The following is a 16,155-nucleotide window of genomic DNA, read 5'->3' on the forward strand; positions in this document are numbered from 1 at the left end:
TGGCCGGGCTCACCGGGGGCGCCGGTGAGCGCCGTGCCCCGCATCGGTGTCCTGGCGCTGCAGGGAGACGTTCGGGAGCACGACCGCGCGCTGCGGGCGGCCGGGGCGGAACCGGTGCACGTGCGTCGGCCGGCGGACCTCGAAGCGGTCGACGGGCTGGTGCTGCCCGGCGGCGAGTCCACCACCATCGGCCGGCTGCTGGAGGTCTTCGACCTGCTCGAGCCGCTGCGCAAGCAGGTCGTCGACGGGCTGCCCGTCTACGGCTCGTGCGCCGGCATGATCCTGCTCGCCGACCGGGTGCTCGACGGCCGACCGGACCAGCAGGGCATCGGGGGGCTCGACGTCGTCGTGCGCCGCAACGCCTTCGGCCGCCAGGTGGACAGCTTCGAGACCGACGTGGCGTTCGAGGGCGTGGGACAGGTCCACGCGGTGTTCATCCGCGCGCCGTGGGTCGAGACAGCCGGGACGTCGACCGAGGTGCTGGCCCGCGTACCGGCGGGCGTTGCCGGCCCGGGCGGCGCCGCCGCGGGTAAGGTCGTCGCGGTCCGTCAGGGCAACCTGCTGGCGACGTCGTTCCACCCGGAGCTGACCGGCGACGACCGCGTGCACGGGCTGTTCGTAGATCTGGTGAAGGAGGCCCACTCATGAGCGGCCACTCCAAGTGGGCGACGACCAAGCACAAGAAGGCGGCAGTCGACGCCAAGCGCGGCAAGCTCTTCGCCAAGCTGATCAAGACGATCGAGGTCTCGGCACGCACCGGCGGCGGTGACCCGGCGGGCAATCCCACACTGGCTGACGCCATCGCCAAGGCCAAAGGTCAGTCGGTTCCGGCCGACAACATCGACCGGGCCGTCAAGCGCGGGAGCGGCGAGCTCGGCGACGCCTCGGCGTACGAAGAGATCGTGTACGAGGCGTACGGCCCCGGCGGCGTCGCCGTTCTGGTCGAGTGCCTCACCGACAACCGCAACCGGGCCAATGCCGAGGTCCGCACCGCCATCACGCGCAACGGCGGCAATCCGGCCGACCCGGGGTCGGTGTCCTACCTCTTCGGCCGCAAGGGCGTCATCCTCGTGAGCCGGACCGACGGTCTCACCGAGGACGAGGTCCTGCTCGCCGTCCTCGACGCCGGTGCCGAGGAGGTCAACGACCTCGACGAGGCCTTCGAGGTGGTCTGTGACGCGACGGACACGCATGCTGTGCGACTCGCCTGCACCGACGCCGGCTTCGAGGTGCAGTCCGCCGACATCGCCTGGATGCCCAGTGTGAGCGTGCCTCTGGAGGACGAGGCAGCCGTCAAGGTGCTCAAGCTCGTCGACGCCCTCGAGGACCTCGACGACGTGCAGAACGTCTGGGCCAACTTCGACATCAGCGACGAGGTGTTCGAGCGGGTGGGCTGATCCAGGTGCTCCCGCGCGCCTCCGCCGCCGGGCGCCATCGACGCCGTACCCTTGCCCACCGAACACCAGTTCGGGGACCACGGGAGGCAGTGTGCGGGTGCTGGGCGTCGACCCCGGGCTGACCCGCTGCGGTCTCGGCGTCGTCGAAGGGGGACCGGGGCGGGTCTCGCTGGTGGCCGTCGGGGTCGCCACGACACCGGCCGGTGACCAGCTCGGCGACCGGTTGGTCGCTCTCGAGCGCGTCTTCGAGCAGTGGCTGGACCGCCACCAGCCCGATGCCGTGGCCGTCGAGCGGGTCTTCAGTCAGGCCAACGTGCGCACGGTCATGGGCACGGCGCAGGCCGGCGCCGTCGCCATCACCTGTGCCGCCCGACGTGGCCTGCCGGTCGTGCTGCACACCCCCTCGGAGGTGAAGGCGGCCGTCACCGGCAGCGGCCGGGCCGGCAAGGAGCAGGTGGGTGCGATGGTCGCCCGGTTGCTGCGGCTGGACGGCACGCCCCGGCCGGCGGACGCCGCCGACGCACTCGCGCTGGCCATCTGTTCGGTGTGGCGGGCGCCGGTCCAGACCCGTCTCGCCGCGGCCGTCGCCGGGGTGCGCCGGTGATCGCCAGTGTCGAGGGCCGCGTGTCGGCACTCACCGCCGACGGTGTCGTCGTGCTGGTCGGCGGGGTGGGCCTGGCTGTCCACACCACCGCCGGCACGCGGGCGCGGCTGCGGGTGGGCGAGCCGGCGGCGCTGGCGACGTCCCTGGTCGTCCGCGAGGACAGCCTGACGCTCTACGGCTTCGCCGACGACGACGAGCGGGCGCTGTTCGAGCTGCTCCAGACCGCGTCCGGCGTCGGTCCGCGGCTGGCCCAGGCGGTGCTCACCGTGCACAGCCCCGATGCCGTCCGGCGCGCGCTCGCGACGGAGGACCTCGCGTCGCTGTGTCTCGTGCCCGGCATCGGGCGCAAGGGTGCGCAGCGGCTGGTCCTCGAGCTCAAGGACAAGGCGCAGCGGCCCGGCGCCGGCGCGCCGGTCCCGTCCGGCGGGCCACCCGGCTGGCGCGACACGCTCATCCAGGCCCTGGTCGGGCTCGGCTGGAGCTCCGCACAGGCCGACGAGGTCGTCGGTCGGCTGGCCGTCGACCGGCCCGACGCCGGCGACGACGACGTGCCGGCGCTGCTGCGCGAGGCGCTGGCCCAGCTCGGGCGGGCCCGGTGAGCGACGAGCGCGAGCTGGCGGCGCGGGAGGCGGCCGAGCTCGAGGCGCGGCTGGTCGAGAGCGGGGCGCCCGACGAGGAGCGGGTCGTCGAGGCTGCCCTGCGGCCGCGCCGACTGGAGGAGTTCATCGGCCAGGAGCGGGTCCGCGAGCAGGTCTCGCTGGTGCTGGAGAGCGCCCGCCGTCGAGGCCGGCCACCGGACCACGTCCTGCTGTCCGGCGCACCCGGTCTCGGCAAGACCTCGCTGGCCATGATCATCGCTGCCGAGCTGGGCGCCGGGATCCGCATCACCAGCGGCCCGGCGCTCGAGCGGGCGGGGGACCTGGCTGCGCTCGTCTCCAGCCTGGCGCCCGGTGAGGTCCTGTTCATCGACGAGATCCACCGCATCGCGCGACCGGCCGAGGAGCTGCTCTACGTCGCCATGGAGGACTTCCGGGTCGACGTCGTCGTCGGCAAGGGGCCCGGCTCGACAGCGATCCCGCTCGAGGTCGAGCCGTTCACGCTGGTCGGCGCCACCACCCGGTCCGGGCTGCTCACCGGGCCGCTGCGGGACCGCTTCGGCTTCACCGCCCACATGGAGCCCTACACACCGGCCGAGCTCGAGCGGGTGCTGGCCCGCAGCGCGGGCCTGCTCGGCGTCGACCTGCGCCCCGACGGCGGGCGCGAGATCGCCGGCCGCTCGCGCGGCACACCGCGGATCGCCAACCGGCTGCTGCGCCGGGTCCGCGACTACGCCGAGGTACGCGTCGACGGCATCGTCGACCGGGCGACGGCGCAGGCCGCACTGCAGGTCTACGACGTCGATGAGCTGGGCCTGGACCGACTCGACCGGGAGGTCCTCGACGCGCTCGTGCGCCGGTTCGGCGGCGGACCGGTCGGGCTGTCCACCCTGGCTGTGGCGGTCAGTGAAGAGCCCGAGACCGTCGAGGAGGTGGCCGAGCCCTTCCTCGTCCGCTCGGGCCTGGTGGTCCGCACCCCCCGCGGCCGGATGGCCACATCGGCGGCGTGGCGACACCTCGGTCTGCGACCGCCCGGGCCGGTGGACGCGCTGCCGCTCGACCTGGGCGACGCCGGCTGAGCGCCCGCTCCTGGGCTGCTTCTAGGCTGGGCCGCGACCCGAGCCCCTGGAGCCCTCCGCATGACACCGCAGGACCTTGCCTTCTTCGCCGTCCTGGCCCTCGGCCTCTACCTGCTGCTGATCCGGCCGCAGCGCGCCCGCGCCCGGGCCGCCGCGGAGATCCGGGCCGGCCTGTCGGTCGGCAGCCGGGTGATGACCACCGCCGGCATCCACGCCACCGTGCTGGAGGTGGACGGCCCGGAGTCCACCGTGCTGCTCGAGGTCGCGCCCGGAGTGCCGGTGCGCTTCGCGTCGGCCGCAGTCGTCCGGATCCTCGAGCCGGCTGCCGACACCGCCGAGCCGGCGGGGGAGTGACCCGGCGCCGCGGGCCGGTCGACCTCGACGCGCTGCTCCGCTCCCGCGTCGTCGACGTCCCGGACTTCCCGAGCCCGGGCATCGTCTTCAAGGACATCTCGCCGCTGCTGGCCGACCACGTCGCCTTCGCCGCTGCGGTCGACGCGGTGGTCGCCCACCACGGACGCGGCACCGTGGACAAGGTGGTCGGCATCGAGGCGCGCGGCTTCATCGTCGCGGCGCCCGTGGCCTACCACTTCGGCGCCGGCTTCGTGCCGGTACGCAAGCCGGGCAAGCTGCCGGGGCCCACCCACGAGACCTCGTACGCCCTCGAGTACGGCACGAACGTCCTGCAGGTGCACCGTGACGCCTTCGAACCGGGGGACCGGGTGCTGATCGTCGACGACGTGCTGGCCACCGGCGGTACCGCCGCGGCCGCGGCACGGCTCGTCGAGCAGGCCGGCGCCGAGGTGGTGGGGCTCTCGGTGCTGCTCGAGCTGAGCTTCCTCGGCGGCCGGGCCGGCCTGGCGGGCGCGCATCCCGGCTTCGACGTGCATGCCCTGCTGACCTACTGATCGGGCCATACCTCCCGCTTCGCCACCAGGATGCGCCCGGGTCCTTACACTGGGTACCCGCACCGTCTCGCAGGGAGCCGCCCGTGGCCGTCGACGCTCGCTCGGGAATCGCTGCGCCTGCACCTTCCGCAGTCGAGTCGGTCGACGCTGCCTCCGAGCTTCCGCCTGCCGGAGTCGAGGCCGCCGCGAACAATCCCAGCGTGCTGCCCGCGACACCCGCGCCCGCCGGCTCCACCGGTCCGCCGTCCGGTCGTCGGGTGCGCGCCCGGCTCGCCCGACTGACCGCGGCGAAGGCCAGCGGCATCCCGCCCGTGCTCGAGCCGCTGTCCCGCACCGTGCGCGTGACGCACCCCAAGGCGGATCTCCGCGCGGTCGTCCGGGCGTACGAAGTGGCCGAGCAGTGCCACGAGGGTCAGCAGCGGCGCAGCGGCGACCCCTACATCACGCACCCGCTCGCCGTGACGACGATTCTGGCCGAGCTCGGCATGGACACCACGACGCTGGTGGCGGCGCTGCTGCACGACACGGTGGAGGACACCCGCTACACGCTCGACGGAGTGCGCCGCGACTTCGGCGACGACGTGGCGCACCTCGTGGACGGCGTCACCAAGCTGGACAAGGTCAAGTTCGGCGACGCCGCCGAGGCGGAGACGATCCGCAAGATGGTCGTGGCGATGGCCCGCGACCCGCGGGTGCTGGTCATCAAGCTGGCCGACCGGCTGCACAACATGCGAACCCTGCGCTGGCTCAAGCAGGACAAGCAGGAGCGGATCGCCCGCCAGACCCTCGAGATCTTCGCGCCGCTGGCCCACCGACTCGGCATGAACACGCTCAAGTGGGAGCTGGAGGATCTGGCCTTCGCGACGCTCTACCCGAAGCGCTATGACGAGATCGTCCGGCTGGTCGCCGAACGTGCGCCGTCGCGGGACACCTCTCTCGCGCAGGTGGTCGAGAAGATCAGCGCGGACCTCAAGGCCGCCCGGATCAAGGCGAGCGTGACCGGCCGGCCGAAGCACTACTACTCGATCTATCAGAAGATGATCGTGCGCGGGCGGGACTTCACCGACATCTACGACCTGGTCGGCATCCGCGTGCTGGTCGACGACCTGCGCGACTGCTATGCCGCGCTCGGCACGGTGCACGCCACTTGGTCACCGGTCCCCGGCCGGTTCAAGGACTACATCGCGATGCCCAAGTTCAACATGTACCAGTCGCTGCACACGACGGTCATGGGCCCGAAGGGCAAGCCGGTGGAGCTGCAGATCCGCACCCATGAGATGCACCGGCGTGCGGAGTACGGCATCGCGGCGCACTGGAAGTACAAGGAGGACGGCGCCGCGCCGGCACCCGGCAAGGGCGACGACATGGCCTGGCTGCGCCAGCTGCTGGACTGGCAGCGCGAGGCGGCCGATCCCGGCGAGTTCATGGACGCGCTGCGCTACGACCTGCACGCGACCGAGGTCTTCGTCTTCACCCCGAAGGGGGACGTGGTCAGCCTGCCGGCGGGGTCCACCCCGGTGGACTTCGCGTACTCCGTGCACACCGAGGTCGGCCACCGCTGCATCGGTGCGCGCGTCAACGGCCGGCTCGTGGCGCTGGAGTCGCCGCTCGACAACGGCGACGTCGTCGAGGTCTTCACCAGCAAGGCCGAGACCGCTCACCCCAGCCAGGACTGGCTGCAGTTCGTCAAGAGCCCACGGGCCCGCAACAAGATTCGGCAGTGGTTCGCGAAGGAGCGCCGCGAGGACGCCATCGACAGCGGCAAGGACGCGATCGCGCGGGCGGTCCGCAAGCAGGGGCTGCCGCTGCATCGACTGCTGTCGGGCGACGCGCTGCCCAACCTCGCGAAGGAGTTGCACCTCGCTGACGTCGCCGCCCTCTACGCCGAGGTCGGAGAGGGGCGGCTCTCCTCGCAGCACGTCGTGCAGCGGATCATGGTGGCCCTCGGCGGTGCCGAGGGAGCGGTGGAGGATCTCGCCGAGACGGCCGTGCCGACCAAGCCGGTCCGCCGGCCTCGGCCGGTCGGTGACCCGGGCATCGTCGTCAAGGGCGTGTCCGACGTCTGGGTCAAGCTCGCGCGCTGCTGCACCCCGGTCCCCGGCGACGATGTGGTGGGCTTCGTCACCCGCGGGCGCGGCGTGTCGGTGCACCGCGGCGACTGCGTCAACGCCGGGCCGCTGCTGGCCGACGAGGACCGCGTCGTCGAGGTCGAGTGGGCCCCCACCAGCGGCTCGATGTTCCTGGTGGCCATCCAGGTCGAGGCGCTGGACCGGACCCGGCTGCTGTCCGACATCAGCCGGATGCTCTCCGACGCCCACGTCAGCATCCTGTCGGCGACCGTGACGACGACCCGTGACCGGGTGGCGGTGTCGCGGTTCACCTTCGAGATGGGCGACCCCAAGCACCTGGGCCACCTGCTCGCGCAGGTCAGGAACGTCGAAGGCGTGTACGACGCCTACCGCGTGACGTCGTAGGCCGTCCGATCCGCGCTAGTCCGCCTTCGGCCTTGCGCGCAGCGTCTCGATCGTGACGGCAAGGTTGGGCTTGCCGTCACCGACGCCGTTGGACTCGTCGGAGCCGGCCGCCGCGACCTTCTCGAGCACGTCGAGTCCGGAGGTGATCGTGCCGAAGGGGGTGAAGTTCGCCGGCAGCGTGCTGTCCTCGTAGACCAGGAAGAACTGACTGCCGTTGGTGCCCGCGCCGGCGTTGGCCATGGCGACGGTGCCGCGCTCGTACGTCGCGCCCTCGAGATTCTCGTCGTCGAACCGGTAGCCCGGGCCGCCGGAGGGTGAGCCGTCCGGGCTGCCGCACTGCAGCACGCTGATGCCCTCGGTGGTGAGCCGATGGCAGGGGGTGTCGTCGAAGAAGGCGAAGTGCGCCAGCGAGCGCAGGTTGTTGGCCGTGCAGGGGGTCTTGGAGCTGTCCATCTCGAAGACGATGTCGCCCCGGTTCGTGGTCATCGTGACCTCGAAGACCTGCTTCCTCTCGATCCCGTCGCTCGGCGGCAGCGCCACCTCCTTCGTGCCCGGCACCGGCGTCTCGTTCTTGGTGTAGACGCAGTCGGCAGCGCCTGCGGTCGGTGTCGGGTCGGCGGATGCCGCTGCGGTTGCCCCCGCGGGTGCGCTCTCGGTCGCGCGGTCGGCCGGTGAGTCCTGGCCGGCGCCCAAGGTCAGCGCCGTCGCGACGGCGGCGCCGGCGATGAGCAGCACGGCGACGACACTGGCGATCACTGCCTGGCGCTGCTTCTTGCGCTGGACGGCCGCAGCCCGACGGGCCGCCTGACGCTCGGCCCGCTGCCGGGCGAGCTCCTTCTCGCGCTTGCTGCTCGCCACGCCGTCTCCTCCTGGTGTCCTGCCGGGGTGCCACACACGCCTGGCGCAGCGCCCGGAGTCTAGGCAAACCGGCTGCGGTCCGTGGCCGGAACGCCGCTAGGCTCCGATCACCGTCCGGCACCACCCCGGCGGTCTCCAGCTCTGCCGACCGAGAGGACGTCCGTGCTCGTCCGCGGGTTCCCCGCCCAGGCCTTCGACACCAACTGCTATGTCGTGGCGCCCGGCCGCGGCGAGCAGTGTGTCGTCGTCGACCCCGGTATCGGCGTCGAGCAGCAGCTCGACGAGCTCCTGCGCGAGCACGACCTCTCGCCCGTCGCGGTGCTGCTGACGCACGGCCATCTGGACCACACCTTCTCCGTCACCCCCGTCTGCGGGGCCCGCAACATTCCCGCCTACATCTCCTCCGACGACCGGGATCAGCTCGCGGACCCGCTGAAGTACCTGTCCGCCGGGTCGTCGCAGCTGTTCGGTGGCCGGCTGGAGTGGACCGAGCCGGACGACGTGAAGCTGCTCGATCCGACCGAGCCGCTCGAGATCGCCGGCCTGCGTATCGGCGTCGACCTCTCACCCGGCCACACCGTGGGCTCGGTCGTCTTCCGGCTCCCTGGCGACGAGGTCGACGGTGAGGCCGGCGCGCCGGTGCTGCTGACCGGCGACCTGCTGTTCGCCGGGTCGATCGGGCGCACCGACCTGCCCACCGGCAGCTGGGAACAGATGCAGGCCTCCTTGCGCGACGTCGTCCTGCCGATGACCGACGAGACGGTCGTGCTGCCGGGTCACGGCCCGGCCACGACCATCGGCCGGGAGCGCGCGGGCAATCCCTTCCTGCAGCAGCTGCCGCCCGCCCCGCCCTCGCGGGGGCTCTGACCGGATGGCCGTACCCACCTCGCTGAGCGGGTTCCCGGAGTTCCTGCCCGCCGATCGCGTCGTCGAGCAGGAGGTCCTGGCGACCCTCGCGCACACCTTCGAGCTGCACGGCTTCGGCAGCCTGGAGACCCGCGCGGTCGAGCCGCTCGACCAGCTGCTGCGCAAGGGGGAGACCTCGAAGGAGGTCTACGTCCTGCGCCGCCTGCAGGAGGACTCCGCGGAGGGACACGCCGGCCTGGGGCTGCACTTCGACCTGACCGTGCCGTTCGCGCGCTACGTCCTCGAGAACGCGGGCAAGCTCGAGTTCCCGTTCCGCCGCTACCAGGTCCAGAAGGTCTGGCGCGGCGAACGTCCGCAGGAGGGGCGGTTCCGCGAGTTCACCCAGGCGGACATCGACGTGATCGGCCGCGACGAGCTCGGCTTCCACCACGACGTGGAGATCGCGCGGGTGATGCTGGACGCGCTCAGCCGGCTGGACTTCCTGCCGCCGCTGCGGCTCCAGGTCAACAACCGCAAGCTCATCCAGGGCTTCTACGCCGGGCTCGGCGCCCGCGACGTCGACGAGGTGATGCGCCTCGTCGACAAGCTGGACAAGCTGGCGGAAGCCCAGGTCGGCAGTCTCCTGCAGGAGGAGGCAGGACTCACCGAGGAGCAGGCCGCCCAGTGCCTCGCGCTCGCGCGCATCCACTCCACCGACGGTTCGTTCGTGGAGCAGGTGCGGGCGCTCGGCGTGGGGCACGAGCTCCTGGACCAGGGGCTCGCTGAGCTCCAGGCCGTTCTCCGCGGCTGCGCGGGCCTGGTCACCGACCGGGTGACCGTCGAGGTGGACCTCAAGATCGCGCGCGGTCTCGACTACTACACCGGGACCGTCTTCGAGACGCGCCTCGAGGGCTTCGAGTCGCTCGGCTCCGTCTGCTCCGGAGGACGCTACGACGCGCTCGCCAGCGACCGGCGTGCGACGTACCCGGGCGTCGGCATCTCACTCGGAGTCAGTCGCCTGCTCGTGCCGCTCGTGCACAAGGGCATCGTCTGCGGCAGCCGTCCCGTGCCCAGTGCCGTGCTGGTCGCCGTGGTCGACGAGGACGGCCGGGCAGCCAGCGACGACCTGGCTGCGCTGCTGCGGGGCAGCGGCGTGCCGACCGAGGTGGCTGCGCACGCGCAGAAGTTCGGCAAGCAGATCCGCTACGCGGAGCGTCGGGGAATCCCGTACGTCCTGTTCCCGGGCGATGACGTGCAGGTCAAGGACATCCGCAGCGGCGAGCAGTTCACCATCGACCCCACGACGTGGACGCCTCCGGCCGCAGATCTGCGCCCGCGAGTGATCTCGGCGGGGTCGACCGACGAAGGAGAGAAGCTGCTGTGATCCGCACCCACGAGGCCGGGACGCTCCGCGAGGAGCACGCCGGCGCGACCGTCACCCTGACCGGCTGGGTGGCCCGGCGGCGCGACCACGGCGGCGTCGCCTTCCTCGACCTGCGGGACGGCTCGGGTATCGCGCAGGTCGTCGTCCGCGAGAACGACATCGCCCACGACCTGCGTGCGGAGTACTGCGTGCGCGTGGTCGGTGAGGTGCGGGTGCGCCCGGAGGGGAACCGCAACGACGCGCTGCCCACGGGTGCTGTCGAGGTCGCGGCCAGCGAGGTCCAGGTGCTGTCGGCCTCCGCGCCGCTGCCCTTCCCGCTGGACGACGACGCGCCGGTCGGGGACGAGGTGCGGCTCAGGTACCGCTACCTCGACCTGCGGCGGGCCTCCTCGGCGTCGGCGCTGAAGACCCGGTCGCTGGTCACCCGGGCCATCCGCCGGGTGATGGACGAGCGCGACTTCCTCGACATCGAGACGCCGACGCTGACCCGGTCGACACCGGAGGGCGCCCGCGACTTCCTGGTGCCGGTGCGCCTGCAGCCCGGCCACTGGTACGCCCTGCCGCAGTCGCCGCAGCTGTTCAAGCAGCTGCTGATGGTGGCCGGCATGGAGCGCTACTACCAGATCGCCCGCTGCTACCGCGACGAGGACTTCCGCGCCGATCGGCAGCCGGAGTTCACCCAGCTCGACATCGAGCTGTCCTTCCCGGACGAGGAGGACCTCTACGAGCTGACCGAGGCCGTGATGACGCGCATCTGGCGCGAGGTCCTCGGGATCGAGATTCCCGCTCCCTTTCCGCGCATGACGTACGACGAGGCAATGCGCCGCTTCGGCGTCGATCGGCCGGACGTCCGCTTCGGCGTCGAGCTCATGGACCTCACGTCGTACTTCTCGGACACGCCCTTCCGCGTCTTCCAGGCTGCTCATGTCGGCGCTGTCGTCATGCCGGGTGGCGCCTCCCAGCCGCGCAAGACCTTCGACGCCTGGCAGGAATGGGCCAAGCAGCGCGGCGCCCGCGGCCTGGCCTACGTCACCTTCCTCGAGGACGGCACGCTCGGCGGGCCGGTCGCCAAGAACCTGAGCGACGCCGAGCGCGAGGGCCTGCGCGAGGCGGTGGGGGCGTCGGTGGGCGACTGTGCGTTCTTCGCCGCCGGCTCCCGTGCCGACGCGCTGGCGCTGCTCGGCGCGACGCGGCTGGAGATCGGCCGGCGGCTCGGGCTGCTGGACGACTCCCGCTGGGAGTTCCTGTGGGTGACCGACTTCCCGATGTTCGAGCCGACGGAGTCCGGCGGCTGGACCGCGGTGCACCACCCGTTCACCGCGCCTGCGCTGTCCCACCTGGACAGCTTCGACACGTCCCCGGCCGACGTCCCGGCCCGCGCGTACGACCTGATCCTCAACGGCGCCGAGCTCGGCGGCGGCTCGATCCGCATCCACTCCCCGGACGTGCAGAAGCGGGTCTTCGACGTCATCGGGCTGTCGCCGGAGCAGGCGGCCGAGCAGTTCGGCTTCCTGCTCGAGGCGTTCTCCTACGGCCCGCCGCCGCACGGCGGCATCGCCTTCGGGATCGACCGCATCGCGGCGATGATCACCGGGACGGAGTCGATCCGGGACGTGATCGCCTTTCCCAAGACCGGCGGTGGCGGCGACCCGCTCACCGGCGCGCCCACGCCGATCACCGCCCAGCAGCGGTCCGAGGCGGGCATCGACGCCGACCCCGGGCAGCCGCAGCCCTAACGCCCGCGTTGCGTCCTGCTCAGAGGAGCTGTGTGCTGCCTGAGCAGCAGGACGCAAGGGGTGGGCGCAAGGGGTCAGGCCCGCCGGCTGCAGACGAAGATCGCGGTGCCGGGCATCAGTGCGCCGCGGAGCGGGCTCCACTGCCCCCACTCGCGTTCATGCCCCGCCGGCCACTCCGGCTCGACGAGGTCCTCGAGCACCAGCCCCGCGGCGACCAGCTCGCGCACCCGGTCGCCGAGCGTGCGGTGGTGCTCGACGTAGGACGCCTCGCCGGCCTCGTCGACCTCGACGTACGGCGTCCGGTCGAAGTAGGACTGGCGCACCGTGAGCCCGCCCGGCCCCGGATCGTCCGGGAAGGCCCAGCGGATCGGATGGGCGACGCTGAAGACGAAGCGGCCGCCCGGGCGCAGCACCCGCGCCACCTCGCGCATCGCCCGTGCCGAGTCGGCCACGAACGGGATCGCACCGAACGCGCTGATGACGGCGTCGACGCAGGCCCCGCGCAGCGGCAGTGCCTGCGCGTCCGCCTGCACCAGCCGCTCCACCTCGATGCCCGAGCGGGCATCGAGCCGGCGGGACTCGAGCAATTGGCCGTACGACACGTCCAGCGCGACGACCCGGGCCCCCTGGCCGGTCAGCCAGCGGGCGCCCTGCCCGGCTCCACAGCCGATCTCCAGCACCTCGCGGCCCCGGACCTCGCCGAGCAGCCGGGCCTGCGCCTCCCGCAGCCCCTCCGGGCACCACAGCAGGTCCGCATCGCCCAGAAAGGCGCCGTGCTCGTCCTGGTAGCTGCGTGCCTCGGTGTCCCACCAGTGGCGATTGGCGCGGGCGCTCTCGGCGGCGTCGGCCGGGCGGTGCTCGACGGCGGCGGGAGGCCTCGACGGGACCTTCGACGGGGGACTGCTCATGCGGCTAGTCTGGACGACCGGTGCCCGTGGCACCGTCCTCCCGCGCGCCCCACCAGGGGGCCGCACGATCCCCCATCCCTCCGGAGCCCTTGCCTTGACGTCCACTCTCACTGCTTCACCGCTTGATGGCCCGTCCACGCCCCAGGTCGCGATCAACGACATCGGGTCCATGGAGGACTTCCTCGCCGCCATCGACGAGACCATCAAGTACTTCAACGACGGCGACATCGTCGAAGGCACCATCGTCAAGGTCGACCGCGACGAGGTCCTGCTCGACATCGGCTACAAGACCGAGGGCGTCATCCCCTCGCGCGAGCTGAGCATCAAGCACGACGTCGACCCCAACGAGGTCGTCAAGGTCGGTGACTCCGTCGAGGCCCTCGTTCTCCAGAAGGAGGACAAGGAGGGCCGGCTGATCCTGTCCAAGAAGCGCGCCCAGTACGAGCGCGCCTGGGGCACGATCGAGACGATCAAGGAAGAGGACGGCATCGTCACCGGCACGGTGATCGAGGTCGTCAAGGGCGGTCTGATCCTCGACATCGGCCTGCGCGGCTTCCTGCCCGCCTCGCTGGTCGAGATGCGCCGCGTCCGGGACCTCCAGCCGTACGTCGGCAAGGAGCTCGAGGCGAAGATCATCGAGCTGGACAAGAACCGCAACAACGTCGTCCTGTCCCGCCGTCAGTGGCTCGAGCAGACGCAGTCGGAGGTGCGCAGCACCTTCCTGGCGACCCTGCAGAAGAGCCAGGTCCGCAGCGGCGTGGTCTCGAGCATCGTCAACTTCGGTGCCTTCGTGGACCTCGGCGGCGTGGACGGCCTGGTGCACGTCTCCGAGCTGTCCTGGAAGCACATCGACCACCCGTCCGAGGTCGTCGAGGTCGGCCAGGAGGTCACCGTCGAGGTGCTCGACGTCGACCTGGACCGCGAGCGGGTCTCCCTGTCGCTGAAGGCGACCCAGGAGGACCCGTGGCAGCAGTTCGCGCGCACCCACGCCATCGCGCAGGTCGTGCCGGGCAAGGTCACCAAGCTGGTGCCGTTCGGTGCGTTCGTGCGCGTCGACGAGGGCATCGAGGGCTTGGTCCACATCTCCGAACTGGCCGAGCGCCACGTCGAGATTCCGGAGCAGGTCGTCAACGTCGGTGACGAGCTACTCGTCAAGGTCATCGACATCGACCTCGAGCGCCGCCGCATCAGCCTGTCGCTGAAGCAGGCGAACGACAGCGGTGGCGGCGGCGAGGCCGTCTTCGACCCGGCGCAGTACGGCATGGCCGCCTCCTACGACGCCGCCGGCGAGTACATCTACCCCGAGGGCTTCGACCCGGCGACCGGCGAGTGGCTGCCTGGGCACGAGGAGGCGCGCGACCTCTGGGAGAAGCAGTACGCCGACGCCCAGAAGCGTTTCGAGGCCCACCAGGAGCAGATCAAGCGGATGGCGGCCGCCGACGCCGAGGCGGCCCTGCCGACCACCTACACCTCTGACGCCGACGGCGGCTCCGAGGCCGAGGGTGAGGACGGCGCTCCCGCCGCTCCGCGTCCCGCACCGGCCCCCTCGGGCGGCACCCTGGCCAGCGACGAGGCGCTCCAGGCGCTGCGCGAGAAGCTGTCCGGCGGCGCCAGCTAGTCCTGGTCGTGGTCTGTTCGAGGAGCCCCTGCCGATCTACCGGCAGGGGCTCCCGCGCGTCGGCCCGGCCCGCCCCGCCGTACGGGCAGTTGTCCCAGGTCCGCCCTCGGCCCCTCGCCTGGTACCGCCTCGCCCGGCCCCAGACCGGCTGCTGATGGGAGCCAGGACTTGCAGGTCGGCCGGATTGCGCGGGGTACGCGCATGCATACGGAGGCGCTCCCGATGCCGCTCGCGGAGGTGCAAGTCATGGCTCCCGGGCCAGGCTCATCGCCGGGGCTCCCGGGCACCGGCTCCCCGTGGGAGCGAGACGGGATTCCCGGGGCACCGGCTCCCCGTGGGAGCGAGACGGGATTCCCGGGCACCGGCTCCCCATGAGGCTCCTGGGCACCGGCCCCCATGGGAGCTCCCCAGGCACCGGCTCCCGAGCATCGGGTTCCCGTGAGCTGGTCGTCCATGCCCGGCGCCGCTGGTCTGGCTGGCTCACCTCCTGCCCGGGTCCCGTGTCCACAGGCGCGGAGCAAGGTGCTGACAAGGGGGGCCCGATTTGCGGATTCTGTCGGCATGGATGTGCGAGCAGCCCTGGCGGAGTGCGGCAAGGACCAGCAGGGACTTGTCCGCGTTGCCGATCTGCGCAGCGCGGGAGTGACCCGCAGCACGCTGTCCCGCGCGCTGGCGAAGGGTGACGTCGTCCGAGTCCGGCCGGCGGTGTACGCGCTGGTGAGCCTCCTCCCGTGGCCGGTCTTCGTCGTGACGCACGAGGGAGTGGCTGCGGAGTTCGTGCAGCACGTACGCGCCGTGTTGCTGAGCCTGGGCGATCGGGTGACGGTGGCGGGTCCGACTGCGGCGTGCCTGCGCGGGTGGGGCCTGCTGCACGAGCCCCTGCGCTGCGTCGATCTCGCGGTACCGACGGGCCGGAGCCGCATCCGGGTGGGAGGGGTGCGGACGGTCCAGCGGTGCCGTGTCGCGCGTGAGGCGCTGGAGGTACGCGCCGACGAGCCGGCGCTGTGGGTCACGTCGGCGACGACGACGGTGCTCGACTGCTGTGCCCAGCTGCCGCTGCTCGATGCGGTCGTTGTGTGCGACAGCGCGCTGCGGTCGAGGCAGGTGACCCTGTCCCAGCTGCGGCAGGCGGCGGCCCGGCTGCGCGGCGTCCGACATGCATACAGGATGCGCCGGGTTCTCGAGCTCTGCGACCCCGACAGCGGCTCCGTGCTCGAGAGCGTGCTGCGATTCCTGATGGTGCAGGACGGCATCGAGGGGTTCGTGACGCAGCGGGTGCTGCGGGACACCCAGGGCCATTATCTCCTCCGGGTGGACTTCTGCTTTGCTGCGGCCCGGCTCGTGATCGAGACCGACGGGGCGCGCTGGCACCCCGAGCCGAGCCGCGACCAGCGGCTCGACAACCGCCTCGTTGCGACGGGATGGCGGGTGTTGCGCTTCACCTGGGCTGAGGTCGTGCACGACCCGGAGCCGGTGCTCGAGCTCATCCGCTGTGCGGTCACGGGCGGGACACACGACATTGCGTCGGCGGCAGCGGGTGTCCCCACGGCTGCGTAGCCCACGGCTGTAGCCGGGCGCCGGCTGGGTCTGCCTGCCGCCGGCCGGGCGCGCCGAGGTACCCGCCCTGCCTGGTGGCTGTCTCCCGTAGGACTGGCGCTCCCCCTCCCACCGGCCGGCTCACTACGGTGCTCTCATGTTGCGTCCTGCAAGCTGGATCAGGCCAGCGGGTGTGAGTCCCGCCTGGGTA

Annotated in this window: 15 protein-coding genes; 13 read left to right on the plus strand and 2 right to left on the minus strand. The window is 72.0% G+C overall.

Annotation, left to right across the window (positions count from 1 at the left end; all coding sequences use genetic code 11):
- The first annotated feature begins 24 nt into the window (after positions 1 to 24).
- From pdxT to WD794_06280, 8 genes are all read left to right on the plus strand, one after another.
- Positions 25 to 648: a pyridoxal 5'-phosphate synthase glutaminase subunit PdxT gene (gene pdxT, locus WD794_06245; GenBank protein ID MEX2289911.1), complete on the plus strand. Its 624-nt coding sequence runs from the start codon at positions 25 to 27 to the stop codon at positions 646 to 648.
- Positions 645 to 1,397 (plus strand): YebC/PmpR family DNA-binding transcriptional regulator, encoded by a 753-nt coding sequence (locus WD794_06250; GenBank protein MEX2289912.1) that lies wholly within the window; start codon positions 645 to 647, stop codon positions 1,395 to 1,397. Before pdxT ends, WD794_06250 begins: the two co-directional genes overlap by 4 nt.
- Before the next feature lie 91 nt (positions 1,398 to 1,488).
- A complete protein-coding gene (ruvC, locus tag WD794_06255) occupies positions 1,489 to 2,001 on the plus strand; it encodes a crossover junction endodeoxyribonuclease RuvC (GenBank protein ID MEX2289913.1) in 513 nt (170 codons plus the stop codon).
- Complete coding sequence (gene ruvA / locus WD794_06260; GenBank protein ID MEX2289914.1) at positions 1,998 to 2,600, plus strand: Holliday junction branch migration protein RuvA; 603 nt, start codon at positions 1,998 to 2,000, stop codon at positions 2,598 to 2,600. Before ruvC ends, ruvA begins: the two co-directional genes overlap by 4 nt.
- Positions 2,601 to 2,650: 50 nt before the next feature.
- Positions 2,651 to 3,676 (plus strand): Holliday junction branch migration DNA helicase RuvB, encoded by a 1,026-nt coding sequence (gene ruvB, locus WD794_06265; GenBank protein MEX2289915.1) that lies wholly within the window; start codon positions 2,651 to 2,653, stop codon positions 3,674 to 3,676.
- A 60-nt stretch (positions 3,677 to 3,736) separates the two neighbouring features.
- Positions 3,737 to 4,030: a preprotein translocase subunit YajC gene (gene yajC, locus WD794_06270; GenBank protein ID MEX2289916.1), complete on the plus strand. Its 294-nt coding sequence runs from the start codon at positions 3,737 to 3,739 to the stop codon at positions 4,028 to 4,030.
- A complete protein-coding gene (locus WD794_06275) occupies positions 4,027 to 4,584 on the plus strand; it encodes an adenine phosphoribosyltransferase (protein ID MEX2289917.1) in 558 nt (185 codons plus the stop codon). Before yajC ends, WD794_06275 begins: the two co-directional genes overlap by 4 nt.
- Positions 4,585 to 4,667: 83 nt before the next feature.
- The gene (locus tag WD794_06280) at positions 4,668 to 7,058 is read left to right on the plus strand and encodes a bifunctional (p)ppGpp synthetase/guanosine-3',5'-bis(diphosphate) 3'-pyrophosphohydrolase (protein ID MEX2289918.1); all 2,391 of its coding nucleotides are present in this window, start codon (positions 4,668 to 4,670) and stop codon (positions 7,056 to 7,058) included.
- Positions 7,059 to 7,073: 15 nt separating this feature from the next.
- On the opposite strand, the gene WD794_06285 is transcribed toward WD794_06280, so the two are convergent.
- Positions 7,074 to 7,916, minus strand: coding sequence for a peptidylprolyl isomerase (locus WD794_06285; protein ID MEX2289919.1), 843 nt, complete (start codon positions 7,914 to 7,916; stop codon positions 7,074 to 7,076).
- Between the two features lie 162 nt (positions 7,917 to 8,078).
- On the opposite strand from WD794_06285, the gene WD794_06290 reads away from it, so the two are divergent.
- The 3 genes from WD794_06290 to aspS are packed head-to-tail and all read left to right on the plus strand — an operon-like array spanning position 8,079 to position 11,882.
- Positions 8,079 to 8,783, plus strand: a complete 705-nt coding sequence (locus WD794_06290) for an MBL fold metallo-hydrolase (protein MEX2289920.1) — start codon at positions 8,079 to 8,081, stop codon at positions 8,781 to 8,783.
- A gap of 4 nt (positions 8,784 to 8,787) precedes the next feature.
- Positions 8,788 to 10,146, plus strand: a complete 1,359-nt coding sequence (gene hisS / locus WD794_06295) for a histidine--tRNA ligase (protein ID MEX2289921.1) — start codon at positions 8,788 to 8,790, stop codon at positions 10,144 to 10,146.
- Positions 10,143 to 11,882 (plus strand): aspartate--tRNA ligase, encoded by a 1,740-nt coding sequence (gene aspS, locus WD794_06300; protein MEX2289922.1) that lies wholly within the window; start codon positions 10,143 to 10,145, stop codon positions 11,880 to 11,882. The genes hisS and aspS overlap by 4 nt, the downstream gene beginning before the upstream one ends.
- A 74-nt stretch (positions 11,883 to 11,956) precedes the next feature.
- On the opposite strand, the gene WD794_06305 is transcribed toward aspS, so the two are convergent.
- Complete coding sequence (locus WD794_06305) at positions 11,957 to 12,790, minus strand: class I SAM-dependent methyltransferase (GenBank protein ID MEX2289923.1); 834 nt, start codon at positions 12,788 to 12,790, stop codon at positions 11,957 to 11,959.
- 169 nt (positions 12,791 to 12,959) lie between these two features.
- Between WD794_06305 and rpsA the strand changes: the two genes are divergently transcribed.
- Both rpsA and WD794_06315 read left to right on the plus strand, forming a co-directional pair.
- Positions 12,960 to 14,408 carry a 30S ribosomal protein S1 gene (gene rpsA / locus WD794_06310; GenBank protein ID MEX2289924.1) on the plus strand — a complete coding sequence of 483 codons (1,449 nt, stop codon included), beginning with the start codon at positions 12,960 to 12,962 and terminating at the stop codon, positions 14,406 to 14,408.
- A gap of 561 nt (positions 14,409 to 14,969) precedes the next feature.
- Positions 14,970 to 15,965 carry a type IV toxin-antitoxin system AbiEi family antitoxin domain-containing protein gene (locus WD794_06315; GenBank protein MEX2289925.1) on the plus strand — a complete coding sequence of 332 codons (996 nt, stop codon included), beginning with the start codon at positions 14,970 to 14,972 and terminating at the stop codon, positions 15,963 to 15,965.
- The last annotated feature ends 190 nt before the right edge of the window (positions 15,966 to 16,155 follow it).

It is taken from the genome of Mycobacteriales bacterium (assembly GCA_040902655.1).
Classification (GTDB): domain Bacteria; phylum Actinomycetota; class Actinomycetes; order Mycobacteriales; family SCTD01; genus SCTD01.